At 61.1% G+C, this 13881-nt stretch carries 8 protein-coding genes; 7 read left to right on the forward strand and 1 reads right to left on the reverse strand.

All coding sequences use genetic code 11. From position 1 onward, the window contains the following. Positions 1-313 precede the first annotated feature (313 nt). The 7 genes from HRF45_08130 to HRF45_08160 all read left to right on the forward strand — a co-directional run bounded on the left by HRF45_08130 (position 314) and on the right by HRF45_08160 (position 11982). Entirely contained in the window at positions 314-4381 is a 4068-nt protein-coding gene (locus tag HRF45_08130) for a hypothetical protein (protein ID MEP0766489.1), read from the forward strand. After that, on the forward strand, positions 4347-5615 hold the full coding sequence (locus HRF45_08135; GenBank protein MEP0766490.1) for a hypothetical protein: 1269 nt from the start codon (positions 4347-4349) through the stop codon (positions 5613-5615). Before HRF45_08130 ends, HRF45_08135 begins: the two co-directional genes overlap by 35 nt. Before the next feature lie 256 nt (positions 5616-5871). Next, the gene (gene gyrA, locus HRF45_08140; GenBank protein MEP0766491.1) at positions 5872-8337 is read left to right on the forward strand and encodes a DNA gyrase subunit A; all 2466 of its coding nucleotides are present in this window, start codon (positions 5872-5874) and stop codon (positions 8335-8337) included. Continuing rightward, complete coding sequence (locus tag HRF45_08145; protein MEP0766492.1) at positions 8334-8753, forward strand: archease; 420 nt, start codon at positions 8334-8336, stop codon at positions 8751-8753. The genes gyrA and HRF45_08145 overlap by 4 nt, the downstream gene beginning before the upstream one ends. An 8-nt stretch (positions 8754-8761) precedes the next feature. Further along, a complete protein-coding gene (locus HRF45_08150) occupies positions 8762-9208 on the forward strand; it encodes an SRPBCC family protein (GenBank protein ID MEP0766493.1) in 447 nt (148 codons plus the stop codon). A gap of 303 nt (positions 9209-9511) precedes the next feature. Next, complete coding sequence (locus HRF45_08155; protein MEP0766494.1) at positions 9512-11428, forward strand: AAA family ATPase; 1917 nt, start codon at positions 9512-9514, stop codon at positions 11426-11428. 35 nt (positions 11429-11463) lie between these two features. After that, a complete protein-coding gene (locus HRF45_08160; GenBank protein ID MEP0766495.1) occupies positions 11464-11982 on the forward strand; it encodes a hypothetical protein in 519 nt (172 codons plus the stop codon). A 19-nt stretch (positions 11983-12001) separates the two neighbouring features. On the opposite strand, the gene HRF45_08165 is transcribed toward HRF45_08160, so the two are convergent. Continuing rightward, positions 12002-13879, reverse strand: coding sequence for a GNAT family N-acetyltransferase (locus tag HRF45_08165; GenBank protein ID MEP0766496.1), 1878 nt, complete (start codon positions 13877-13879; stop codon positions 12002-12004). Positions 13880-13881 lie beyond the last annotated feature (2 nt).

Consider the following 13881-nt stretch of genomic DNA (forward strand, 5'->3'; position numbering starts at 1 on the left):
ACCCTAGCGCTACCGTGGTAAGCCCAGTGGGCGGCCGCCCCTACTTAGAGGCACCAGATGCGGCAGCCAACCGCACCCAAGACCACCCGGAGCAGCCGAACGTCGGGGCGCCACGATCTGATCGGATAAGCACCCCCAGCACTTCTACTATGTTGCGGGATATTGCGCTTCTCGCGGCTCCGGCGAGGTAACTTTTCGGGGGTGGAAGTGACTCCTATTCGATGGAGAACCTCCCCATGTCCGGTACCCTTACCGGTGTCTGTCCCAAAAGGCGGGATAGGATGAGAGAGGCTCCAGAAGGGAGCATGACGAGATGAAACGCTTGTTTGTGTTTCTAATTACCGGATGGGGAGGGTTAGGACTGATCCTCGCGCCCTTGATCTGTAGCGCGCAGATTCAGCAGGACCCCCAACCTACCCCTGATCCGCCTGGAACGATTCGGCAAGTCACCTGGCACTTCCAGCAAGATCCCCTCGACAACCTAGCGCGGTCGTTCGGCGTGTACGTCGATCCTTTGGTGCCGCCGGCCTGGCAGATGCTGGGGAAGCTCGAGCTGGTCTACGACAGGAACCTACAAGACGACTTCGACTTTCGGATCACCTCGGAGGGGTACAACAAAGTCCTGAACGTGGAGGGCGACAAGTTCGCCTTTCACGTCGAAAGGCCCTTCGTCGGAGAGGCATCCGTGCGCTTCAAGGAGACTGATGCCACGCCCGCGGGCAACTGGGCCCTCGACGTCGGCGGCGTAATGTTCGGCCCCGTCGCCGGCAGGGACCCGGCCAAGTTCCACGTTCGGTTTGGCGGCACCTATAGCATAGATACGGGCATCACGCGGGCCGACAAGGCGTTAGCCTGGCACACCGTGAAGTGGAAGGTGAGCCACGACTCGTCGCCTCTGCATATGAAGATGCACCGGTACATCGAGGTGTACTTTGACAACGTGCTGGTCGCTCGACACGGATACCCGTCGGGCATCCACTCGATGAAGTTTGTCCACTGGCAAGGGGACGACGACGCGATTACGCACCGGGTACTCCTTGACGACATCTCGTTTGTCGAGACGCTGGGGGAGACCAACAGGGTGGCGCCCCTGTCACCCAACGTGGATGGCTCGCTCGACCCGCTTGGTGTCAGCACGGACGACTTCGACGTCATGTCTGAGGCGAGCGCAGCGGTGCGACAATGTCTGGAGGCGGGCTACGCTGCATACGTGCAGATGGATGTCCCACCTGGGGCGGCAGCGCGCGTGTTGGGCGACCCGGAGGACCACTACGTGCATCTGTGGGTTAACGAGGCGGGCCAAGACACCCTGTCTGGAACGGCAAGAACCGTTGCCATCCCGCTCGATACGGTGCCCTTCTACGAGGTGCCATTTGGCGGTGGATGGTATCGTGCGGTGTTCGGTGCAAACGGAGCTCTAGGCGTCTCCAAGCCGCCGCTCTGCAACGACTACGAGGTAAGCCCCGGCCTCTACTGGATCACTGCCGCCATCGTCCAAGGCGATGATCCCTTCTCGCGCATGGACGCACGTACGACGCCTCTCCTCACGCACGGCGGGTTCCCCACGCGCCTGCTGGCGTTCGACGAGCGGCTCCTGCTCGTCCAGGGGCAGACGGTGACTGGGTTCGCGGAGGGCGAGGCGAAGCGGGTTCTCGTGGCCGCCCAGGCGCATGAGAAGTGGGGTACGTGGACCGGGGATCACACGACCAGGGTCGACCTGGCCGACAATAATATCGGGCAGACCGTCCTCTACCCCCGGCCCGAGTCCACCTACTACGCCCCAGGGCTGTACCGCGGAGTCGGGTCTTCCACCATGATGAACTTCGCCTACCGCCTGCCGGTCTCGGATACCGACCGTGGCAAGCTGCACAAGGTGGTGATCGAGTACCCGGTGGACGAGCCGCGCGACATGGTGTTCTCCGTGACCGAGATCCTGAAGTGGGGGCCCGACTTCGTGCACTCCCCGCGCGAGCCCATGTCCGCCTGCGTGTTCCTTGCGGGAAACACCATCACCTCGGAGCAGGAGCTCGGCTCGGTCGGAGGCCAGCCGCGGTCCATCATGCCTACCGCAGGGCCGCCGAGCTACGCCGAACGGACCTTCTACATCTATCCGGGCGGGTACCCCGACAGCCAAGGCGGTGGACAGCTCCTGGTGTCGGCGATGACGCGAACCGGCGGCATGCCCGCTGCCATCCGCGCGATCCGGGTGTACGTGCTCGAACAGGAGCTTCCCCCCGGGGCGCCCTTCTCCGTTGGCATTCCCACGGATGCGCTCGACCCTCTCCAGGTCGGCATGTACTTCGAGTCTCCGGGAGCCATGCGCAACGTGTTCGGCACGTGGGTCTCTGGCATCCCCGAGAAGGAGTACCAGAACGACTGGACGCGCGCTCCCACCTGCTGGAACCTACCCGCGAGGTACCACGCGCTGAAGAACTACATCGCCTACACACGGTACGTGAACTGGCACTTCCGCGACCAACTCGGCCAGGTGCCTGATTACCTGGACACGCTCAGCTTCGACGTGGTGTACTACGGCGAGGCGATGTTCCCCACGGACGTGTTCGACACGATGAACTTCGAGATGGTCCCGGGTCAGAAGGTGGCTCGGCCCAACGTGGTCCCGGCGCCTCCAGTGAAGTACATCGGCGAGTTCATCGAGACGAACTCGTGGCCCAATGACAACGCCCCAGGCTACTTCGCAGACTACTACACAACAATGCCGCCCTCACCCATCGCGGACTTCGACTTCGCCGGCTTCACCGCCGCGGTATGCCAAGGCAAGGGGCTGAAGTTCCTGCCCGTGATTGACTTCCGCGGCACGCCGGAACTGGACTACCTCTGCTTCCCCCGAAAGTTCACCGGCCACCCAGGCGACTCTTCCGTCAACGGCTGGAAGCCTGAGCACGTGGAGCAGAATGCCGATCACCCCAACCTCCTCCGCATGGTGTCCAACATCGGCATGGTGGCGACCGGCTTCTATATGACGACGGAGACCACTGCCGACATGAGCCACGGCGGCGCGCTGAACGGAGGCTACAACCCTCTGCATCCCACGGTGCGGTCGCGCATCGTGCAGCTCGCAGAGGACCTCCACGAGCGCCTTCGCCCCTTCATGGCGGGCACCAACTACCTGGGTGGGTTGTTCGATAACGTGGGAGTCGGTTCGGTGGCGATCCTGATGGACGAGAGGTCCTGCACCAACCAGATGATCACTCAGTTCAACGGGGCCATCTGGGATGCCGGACACCTCCAGAGTCAGTTCCCGATCGGCGACAACTACTGGCGGCAGAGCCAGTTCTCGTTCGACGACGCCACCTGGGAGCAGTTCGTCAATTACTGCCAACCACCGAAGCCGCCAGACGAGCCCGACCCACAGCAGTACCCGGGCAACAACAGGTTTGCTCGCCGGTACCGCTACCTAAACGACGCAGACGACTGGCAGCGCTGGCGCGACTTCCGCGCATCGGCAATCGCGTCGCTCTACAAGGACTTCCTGGACGAGGTGAGCGGCAGCGGCAACACGGCGCCCAAGCTCGCCCTGCTCTACCTGGCGCCAACGGCGCCCAACATCAACCTGAACTACGCCGAGTTCGCCCACTGGGAGAACCCCACGGCGATTCCCAACTACCTGCGCGACGCCGCGGTGCTACCGGCTGATATCCACGCCTGGCTCCACGAGGAGGGCGGTGAAGACCTGACGGAGCGCATCATCTACGTGCCCCCCACCTTCAGCATGATCCAGACCATGTACGGGTGGCCGCCTGGCAAGGGTGAGGTCAGCACGTACAACAGACTTCCAAGGGGCTGGAGTACGGGCTTCAACCCGGACGGTAACCCTCAGACGGGCCCCGACACGCTCTGGATCCGCCAGCGGTGGTACGACTACGACAGCAGCGCCAACGAGGCAACGGGTTGGGTCAAGTATCGCGACTACACGTTGGACAGCTACTTCCCAGCGTACTCCCCTGGTGTGAGTCCGCTCTTCGGCACGGGTGCGTGGGTGTACCACGACTTCGTCGAGCCGAGCGTGGAGTATGACCGCAACAACCCTAACAACATGCACGGGTGGGGACTCAACGACTCCTCGACCTACAGAGACTACCCCGTGTTCGGCGCAGTTTCCGAGCCTGCGGACGTGTTCGTCTCGTGGAGTCAGTACAGGAAGCCGGTCTTCGCACAGGACCCTGGACCCGCCTCGACCAAGGCATGGGGAGTCCCTTATTACTCCTTCTACGACTACTTCATCAACCGGATGCAGCAGAAGAACATCAGTCTGATGCTCATGGGCGGTTGGGACACGACTGCGATCTTCGGACATGAGAAGGACCTAAAGGATGCACTCTACTATGGCAAGTTCATCGAAGAGCCCCCTGGCCCGTAGGGCTTGCCGCAGGACGCGACCTCTCGGCGCGGCTTCGGCCGCCCCGAGAGGGGCGCTCGCGGCACTGCTCGCACTGATAGCACTCTCGCCTTGCATGGGCGTCGAGTACACCCACCGCTTGCTGTGGGGTGATATCTCCAGCGCAGGCTGGGGGCATCTCAGCAACAACGGCCATTACTTCTTGATCGGTAGGCCAGCATCAGGCGGCCCACGCCGCCTTATGCTAGATGGTAACCTGCTTCCTGAGGAGATTGGCGGCCTGACCGAGCTAACGCCCGGTGGAGTTGACGATGCGGGCAACTGGATGGTAGTGGGCAACCTGATCGAGTACCCAGGCTACGCACGTGTGATGTACAACGGAGTGATCCAGAACGAGAACTGGTTCGATGGTCCTTGGAGGTCGCTAATGGCGCACCTCAACCCGCAAGGGAAGATGATGTGGACGAATGGCAGCACCGTGCGTGCCACGGTGATGAAGCAGGGGGTGGACTATTCGGATCAGTGGACGGACGGGTGGTATGACAGAAGTTGGGACGTGACACCGGAGGGCAGGATTCTGTGGTGGGGCCGTGGATACGGAGAGGCCCAGCCCGAGCTGTGGTTCGACGGCGAGGCGCTCGCCCGCCGGTACGATCTGGGCGAGTGGGAGGTAACCCCTTCCGAGTGGGGCTCGATGCCCTGGCAGGCGAACGACTCGGGCGAAGTGGCGTGGGTGCTGCGTCGGTTAGTGGACGGTAGATACTACCGCTACCACGTCTTCAAGGGGGATTACGACCTGACTGCGGAGGTATTGGGACCGAACCGCGACGCCCTTGACAGCTTTGCACGGATCAACTCCTCTGGTCGCGTGCTCTGGGGAAACGGATATCGCTTCTGGCTCGATGAGACACCCATGTTCTTCGATCAGTCACTGCCTGACAACACCGCCTTCCCCCAACGGCTGAACGAACGCAACGACATCGTGTGGTACCGGCAGAGGTTCGTCGGCAGTCAGGGCAGCCGGTCGCTCTTCGTCAACGACTACGATCTCACTGCTGGGATCGGCTTGACCCAAGGCACCGCCTGGGGCGTCCAGGTGTGCGACCTGAACGACCGAGGCGACGTGCTCTGGACGGTGGCCGACCCCACCACGCTCAAGTGGTCTCTCTACCTCTCCTCCCCCGTCCCGGAGCCGGGTTCCCTCCTGCTCCTGCTCCCGAGCGCGGCGTTGCTGCTGAGACGGCAAAGGGGGTGAGGGGACGCGTATGAGCCACGACGCTTCCAACCCGTGCACGCGCGGCACCAGCGGCATGCGATGGGTTGGTGCAAATGCCTCCGCCGCTTGCGGTGGAGGCTTCCATGTAGGGCGCCGCCCCACACCGCGCTGAGTCCGCAGCGCGAGGGGTTTCGTTACGATCCTCTACCGCAGGCGGCGAATTCGGGCTTCCGGGCGGGCTTTCCGGGTACAATCCTAGTATTCCTCAGAAGCTAGCGACGGGTAGGGACTTTTCATGGCTGAAGCGGGACAGGGCATCGGCACGGTTCAGATCGAGGAGGAGCTGAAGCGCTCCTACCTCGATTATGCGATGTCGGTTATCATCGCCCGCGCGTTGCCCGACGCGCGAGACGGCCTGAAACCCGTCCAGCGCCGCATTCTATACGCGATGCGCGAGCTGAACCTGACACCCGACCGCCAGCACACCAAGAGCGCGAAGGTGACCGGAGAGGTCGCCGGCAACTATCACCCCCACGGCGGCGAGGTGATCTATCCCACGATCGCCCGGCTTGCGCAGCCTTTCAACATGCGCTATCCGCTGGTGGACGGTCAGGGCAACTTCGGGAGCGTGGACGGCGACCCGCCCGCCGCCATGCGATATACCGAGGTCCGCTTGACCCCCTACGCTATGGAGTGCCTGGAGGACATAGACCGCGAGACGGTGGACTGGCGCCCGAACTACCTTCAGGACCGCGAAGAGCCCGTCGTTCTCCCAGGCAAGTTCCCAAATCTGCTCTGCAACGGCGGTGCCGGCATCGCGGTGGGAATGGCGACGAACATCCCCCCGCACAACCTGACCGAGGTGATCAACGCGCTTCTGCATCGGATCCGCAAGCCCGACTGCAGTTTGGACGAGATCATGGAGCATCTACCCGGCCCGGACTTCCCGACGGCGGGGCTGATCCTTGGCGTGAAGGGCATCCGCCAAGCCTACGAAACCGGTCGTGGTTCCATCATCATGCAGGCCCGGCACCAGATCGAGCCGATGGAGCACGGTAAGGCTGCCATCGTGATAACCGAGCTGCCGTATCAGGTGAACAAACGCACGCTGCTGGAGAACATAGACTTGCTGGTGAAGTCGAAGAAACTCGACGGTATCACCGCACTAAACGATTACAGCAACCGCCTCGGCATGAGGGTGGTTATAGAGTTGAGGCGGGATGTCAATCCTAACACCATTCTCAACTTTCTGCTGAAGCACACCGCACTGCGCTCCTCCTTCGGCGTTAACATGCTCTCGCTCGTGGACGACGTGCCGCGCTGCCTACCGTTGTTGACCATTCTGGATCACACGATCGCGCATCGGCGCGAGGTGATTCGGCGCCGCACGGAGTACGAGCTATTCCGCGCACAGGACCGCGCACACCTATTGGAAGGGTTCCAGATCGCGATTCGATTCCTCGATGAGATCATCGCGCTGATCCGCGGGTCCGAGACCGCTGAGGCCGCGCGACGCGAGATGGTAGTCCGCTTCGGAATGAGCGTCGTGCAGGCAAACTATATTCTCAGCATCCAGCTTCGACAGTTGGCACGCCTGGAGCAGCAGCGCATTGACGATGAGTACCGTGCACTACTTCGTACCATCGGCTCACTACTACACATCCTGTCCGATCCCGAACGGCTAACACAGATCATGATTGACGAGTGGACTGCGCTGCGTGACAAGTACGGCGACGCCCGACGTACGAAGATCACCCCTCACGAGCCGGGCGAGGTACGTGACGAGGACTTGATACCGGAAGAAGAGACGATTGTCACCATCACCCGAGACAATTACATCAAGCGTGTGCCCATCGACTCCTACCGCACCCAACGGCGCGGTGGTAAAGGTGTCATCGCTCAGACGACGAAAGAGGAGGACACCCTCTCCCACCTTTTCCAGGTGAGCACCCACCACTACATCCTGTTCTTCACGGACCGCGGGCGGGTGTATCGGCTCAAAGCATACGAGATCCCGGAGAGCAGTCGTCAGGCGAAGGGCTCGCCGATTATCAACTATATCGCGATAGCTTCGGATGAGAAGGTGACGGCCACCCTGAGCGTTCGTGAGTTCCGCGCCGACGGCTATCTGGTGATGGTGAGTCGGCGAGGCGAGATCAAGCGCACCCAGCTCTCGCAGTTCCAGAATCTGCGAGCGAACGGGCTGATTGCATTCGACTTAGAGGAGAACGATGCGCTGGTGTGGGTGCACCACACGCACGGGTCCTCAGATCTCACTCTCATATCGCGGAATGGTATGTGCATCCGCTTCCCCGAGGAGGAGGTGCCTTCGAGAGGACGCGCAGCGGGAGGCGTGAGAGGCATGCGACTGGCTCCGGACGACGAAGTGGTAAGCAGCCTAATCGTGGACAACAATGCCACGTTGCTCGTGGTCTCCGAGAATGGCTACGGCAAGCGAACGGCTTTCGATGAGTACCGCGGTCAGCACCGTGGAGGCAAGGGCATCATCACGATGAAGTGCACGGACAAGACGGGGCGCGTTGTAGGGGCCGAGGCTGTCACCGACAAGGATGTGGTCTTGCTGATGTCTGAGCAGGCGAAGGCTATTCGCGTTCGGGTGCGAGAGATCCGTGTCATCGGTCGGAACACGCAGGGTGTCCGTGTGCATACTCTGCGAGAAGGGGATCGCCTCGCCAATCTCGCCAAGGTGATCGAGGAACCTCAGAACATCGAAGACGAGCAGGGCACCCTCAACCTGTGAAGCCGTTCCAGTTTCTCGAACACACTGCCGACAAAGGGGCGATAGCTTACGGCACCACTCTAGAAGAGCTCTTCGCGAACGGCGCGCTCTCGATGGTCTCGCTGATGTGCCGGCCGGATGCCGCGCCCGTGACCGAGGAGCGACGCATCGAACTCAGTGCGCCCGATCTCGAGACGCTGTTCGTCCGCTGGCTGAGCGAACTCGTATACCTGCTCGATACCGAGGGGCTGCTAGGAACTCGATTTCAGGTGGAGAGTGTCCGGGACGACGCGATGGCCGCAATTGTCGGCTTCGCACGAGTGGACCGCGAGTCGTTCGCGCAGGAAGGTGCGCTCGTCAAAGCTATTACCTACCATGGTCTCGAGATCGTGCAGAAGTCGGGGGTATGGAGTGTTACCTACTACGTTGACGTGTGAGGTGTGAGGTGCCGACCGTCGAGAACTCCGTGATCATCCGAGCTCCGCTGGACAGAGTATACGCCATCGCGAAGGACGTGGAGCGATTCCCCGAGTTCATGCCGGACGTGAAGGAGCTGTCCGTGCTGGAGCGTGACGGCAACCGTGTGGTCACACGTTGGGCAGGAGTTATTCAGCAGTTCAGAGTGACGGTTCGCTGGACCGAAGAGGATCTGTGGGACGATGTATCGCACACCTGCACCTTTCGGCAGCTCGAGGGCGACTACGACCGACTAGAAGGCACCTGGACGTTCACCGAGGTGCCAGAAGGAACATGCTTCCGATCCGAGGTCACCTATGAGTACAACGTGCCGCTGTTAGGCCCGCTAGTGGGAAGGGTGGTCAAGCACCTGGTCTCCACTAACATCCAGAACCTCCTGGATGCCGTCAAGCGCAGGGCGGAGAACCACGGGTGATGCGATGGCCGGCATGAAAGACCGTGGCCCTATGAGCATGCGATTCTCGCCTCTACCCGCTGCTGGTTGACCGCTAGTGTCGAGATTGCTTAGTTAGGCAATCGGTAGCCGAAGGGAAATCGCTTGGCAACTGAACAGCGTATCCCACTGGCGAAGGGGTATAGTGGGTCCCGAACGACAGAGCCGAGTGGCTGTTGTAGTCATATGAAAGGTTACGACCCTAGTCTCAGGGCGCTCGTCGAATATTATCTGCGCTGTCTCGAGATCGAAAGACGCCACGAGGCGGAGTTCGCCTCGAGCGCCATGGGCAGACTCGTCTACCGACTCACCGTTCCGAAGGACGACGCTTGGAACTGTGCGTTTGTCGGAGACACGGATGCGCTTGCGCGCTGTGCCCAAGCAGCCCTCAAGAAAAACGCTCCGGTCATGTTTGCGGTACTAGTGAGGGTCAAAGAGGGCAGACTTCAGCCGGTAGCAGGTGTCCTCGGCCGCATCGCGAGCAACGCGTTCGAGCCCGACCCGCAGAACCTTCATGTGACCTCGCCGCTCGATAGCGAGCTTCCGGAGGACCAACTGGTAGCACTTCGAGACCTGTTCGAGCGAGCAGTCCGAGCCGGACCCACTGCCTTCGTCAACACGGTGCTCTCGGCTGCCAGCGGTCTTGAAGTAGTCCATCTGGCGCCCGATGACGACCCGTACGCGTTAGAGATCGGTGCGGTAGCGTTCATGCCATGTCTTATGGTTATCGAGGCCGAAGCTCGATACGACCAAGGCCTGGTGAGGGAGTTGACGCAGATTGCCGAGGAACCGACTGCCTACGCCGGCTGTGCACTCGAGTACCTGTTCGCGCCTCGGCGCGGCGTGGGTACACCTACGCTCGACGACATCTTGAGATGTCTTGCCAGCCCGTTGTCACCTACCTTCGCGCAAGCGGAGGTGATGGCGCTCGCCTGCCATGATCCGCTCGTGACCGTAACTGGCCCACCGGGTACCGGGAAGACTCTTACCATCGTAGCTCTGGTCGCCGAGTCTCTCCTTCGGAACGAGTCGCTTCTTCTTGCCAGCAAAATCAACTTCGCAGTGGATGCCGCCGTAGCCCTTGCGGAACGAGTGCTTGGGCCGGTTCTTTTGCGGACGGGCAGTGAGACGGCACGAACCACACTGGCACTTCAACTTGCTAACCTGAGCAATACTACTACCTGGCCCCGTACCGGGATACTCGCGCAACTTCCAGAGGAACCTACTACGCCTCCGCTTACCAGCCTCGACAGGGATTTGCGCACCATGAGACGGCTCTCCTGTCGCTTGGCCACCTGCCATTTCCCTCTAAAGTGGTGGAACTTCCTATCTAAGGCTCGTGCCCGAAAGTTCTGCGAGGTGTGGCAGAAGCTGACAGCCGACTTGGAGGCGACGTGGACAACGGTCATCCCGTACATGAGAGCGCAGCGGACTACAAAACTCCGGCAGAGGCTCGACAGCCTGCTTTCGTCAGCACGGCCGCACCTGAGTCGACTGACTTCGGCGCTGTCGGCGGGAACGCGAGAGCGGCACCGGTGCTTCGAGACGTTAGTACGACTCGGGTTCCCCGTCGCAGTCACGAATCTGGCAGTGTCGTCGAATCTTCCGCTGCGCCGTGGTATGTTCGACGTGCTGATCGTGGATGAGGCCTCGGCATGCGACCCGGCATCGCTGATACCTCTCCTCTACCGCGCCAAGAGGGCCGTCATCGTAGGCGATCCGCATCAGCTGACACATATCTTTCAGCGAAACGTGGAGCAGGTGGTACCCGTGCCGCAGCTCCGCTCGGTGGAAGGAGCCGTTGTTGCCGCGTCGTTCTCGGCATCGAGTTTTCACCTAGCCTCTCAGATAGCTTCCGCGTCATCTCAGCGAACCCTTCTCGATCACTTTCGCTGTCCACCACCCATCATTCGTTTTGCGAGCAGCAGGTTCTACGCTGGCACTCTCAGGATTCGTACGCCGGAGCGTCCAGATGCAATCACCTCTCACTGCGTCGAGGGTTCGCATACTACCGTGCGCGGACGTAGCAAGACGAACCAGAACCAAGTGAGAGCAGTGTGCGAGCTACTCGTAGCACTGGCAGAGCAATGCCCCGGTGAGAGCCTCGGTGTAGTAACCCCGTGGCGTGCGTTCAAGGAGGATGTACGTCGAGAGCTCTCGGCGAATCCCCTCCTTCAGCGAGACTCGGAAGCGGCAGGCTGATCGCAGACACCGCCCATGGTTTTCAGGGTACGGAGGTGGACAATGTCGTCTTTGCGACAGTGCTAGGCGATGACGCGGACAGTGCCGCGCTGTCATGGCTCGAGAACCCGAATCTGTTCAACGTCGCCATCACTCGGGCACGAAAGAGGTTGATAGTGGTAGGGAGCCCTGTTGTCCTTGCCAGCACGAAGTCTCGACTCCTCCGCGCCCTGTTGACCACGTGCGACACGGAAGACGAGATCACGAACGCCGGAGGTACGCTACACCCCATCGGGTCCTGGCTTCAATCCCTAGGTCTTTCGGTGATACCCAACAAACAGTGCCGCGGCTTCCCAGTGACGATGCACGGTGTAGCTGGTAGTACGCAATGGTGCCTGCGGATGCTCGAGTGGGACGATCTGACCATGGACAGCGCAATCGAGATGCTGCGGGTAACGACGGACAGGTATGACTTGGAAGCTTTGGGGGTCAAGTATCTTATCGTGCCGCCAGTCGGGGCTCAGGATGTAGTAACACGTTGGCTGGCGGAGAACGCTCTCGTACCAGGTATCTGAAGGGTCCGCAGGCAACACGTCAGAAGTCTATGACGATGCTGTAGACCCCGTCGGAGAGCTTGCTTTGCACCTTCAAGCCACTCTTATTGAGGACGGCGATCATGGCTCGGTTCTCACGCAGGACCTCGGCAGTGAAGCCACGGATACCGTTACGCCGCGCGATCTCGGCGAGGTATTTCAGCATGAAGCTGCCGATACCCTTGCGCTGCCACTTGTCGCGTACCAGGAAGGCGACCTCCGCACGGTTGGTCTTCGGGTCGAGGTAGTAGCGCCCGACCGCGATGATCTCCTCGCCGTGTGCCTCGGGCAGCGTCGCCACGATTGCCACCTCGTTGCGGTGGTCTATGTACACGAAGTCCTGAACTTGCTTCTGAGGTAGCTTCTTCATCGTGCGCATGAACCGGTAATACACTGTCTGCTCCGACAGGTCGTAGAAGAGGTCGCGCACGTTAGGCTCGTCCGTGGGGTGGATGGGTCGGAAGTTGACCTGAGTGCCATCGGCGAGGAGCATGGATGTCCGCAGTTCCTCCGGCCCGACGATGATCCGTCCCTCGACGTCGCGCATGCCCGGGCGGATATACTTGCACTCGATGGCTTCCCGGAAGAGCTGGGCGCGAAAGTCGGGGTGTGCAATGCTGATCAGTGCCAGCGCTCGCTGCTGTACCGTCTTGCCATGGAGGTATGCAACGCCATACTCCGTCACCACATAATGCACGTCGCCGCGTGTCGTCACCACGCCCGCACCAGGGCTTAGCACTGAGACGATCCTGGAAACGGTACCATTCTTAGCGGTCGAAGGCAACGCGATGATCGCCCTACCGTCCTCCGCACGCGCGGCACCGCGGTTGAAGTCCACCTGGCCGCCGATGCCCGAATAGAACCGAGTGCCAAGCGAGTCCGCACACACCTGACCCGTCAGGTCCACTTGTAGCGCCGTGTTGATGGCCACCATCTTGTACTGCTGCGAAATCACATACGGATCGTTCACATATTCCGTGGGGCGCAAGCAGAAGGACGGGTTGTTGTCTATGAAGTCGTACACCTTCCGCGAGCCCACCACGAAACTTGCCACTACCTTTCCGCGGTCGGTAGTCTTGCGGGACCCGTTGATCACTCCCCGTCCCACCAGCTCGACGATGCGGTCGGAGAACATCTCCGTGTGCACACCGAGGTCTTTCTTGTCCTTCATGAACTCCAGAACTGCCTGGGGGATTCGACCGATGCCAAGCTCGATGGTCGCCCCGTCGTCTACCAACGATGCTACGTACTCACCGATGCGCGTCGTTACCTCGGTCAGCTCCACCGGCCGCACCTCCATCAGTGGCACGTCCACTGGTACGAGGTAGTCGATCTCCTCGGCGGAGAGGAAGGTGTCACCGAGGGTGCGCGGCATCTGCGGATTCACCTGTGCTATCACCATCGAGGCATTCTCGGCGGCCGCCTTCGTGATATCCACGGAGATGCCTAGGCTACAGCGTCCGCGCGAGTCGGGCGGGCTTACTTGTACGAGCGCTACGTCCAGCGGGTACTGACCCGTGCGAAACAAGCGGGGGATCTCGGAGAGGAAGATGGGAGTGTAGTCCCCCAGACCCTCCTGAATCACGTCGCGTACGTTCTCGGCGATGAAGAAGCTGTTCACTCGGAACTGCTCGGCCAATTCCTTCTCCGCATAGGGGGCCTCGCCCATAGTAAGTAGGTGAACGATCTCGGTATCCGCCAGCTCGTTCGCGCGAGCGACCAGCGCCCTCACCAACTCTAACGGCTGGCCGCAGGCAGATCCTATGAACACACGTTCACCGGGACGGATGTGGGAGACCGCCTGCTCGGCCGTGCGGATCTGGCTCTTGTACTTGACTTGCCACTCCGGATCGTAGCTGACCTGCTTCTCGTGGTTCATGA

The organism is Fimbriimonadia bacterium (assembly GCA_039961735.1).
GTDB lineage: Bacteria > Armatimonadota > Fimbriimonadia > Fimbriimonadales > JABRVX01 > JABRVX01.

What these genes read in the sequence shown, in the direction of transcription:
- HRF45_08135 (MEP0766490.1), top strand. Translation starts at nt 4,347, where the DNA reads ATGGCAAGTTCATCGAAGAGCCCCCTGGCCCGTAGGGCTTGCCGCAGG.
- HRF45_08165 (MEP0766496.1), bottom strand. Translation starts at nt 13,879, where the DNA reads ATGAACCACGAGAAGCAGGTCAGCTACGATCCGGAGTGGCAAGTCAAG.
- HRF45_08130 (MEP0766489.1), top strand. Translation starts at nt 314, where the DNA reads ATGAAACGCTTGTTTGTGTTTCTAATTACCGGATGGGGAGGGTTAGGA.
- gyrA (MEP0766491.1), top strand. Translation starts at nt 5,872, where the DNA reads ATGGCTGAAGCGGGACAGGGCATCGGCACGGTTCAGATCGAGGAGGAG.
- HRF45_08155 (MEP0766494.1), top strand. Translation starts at nt 9,512, where the DNA reads ATGGGCAGACTCGTCTACCGACTCACCGTTCCGAAGGACGACGCTTGG.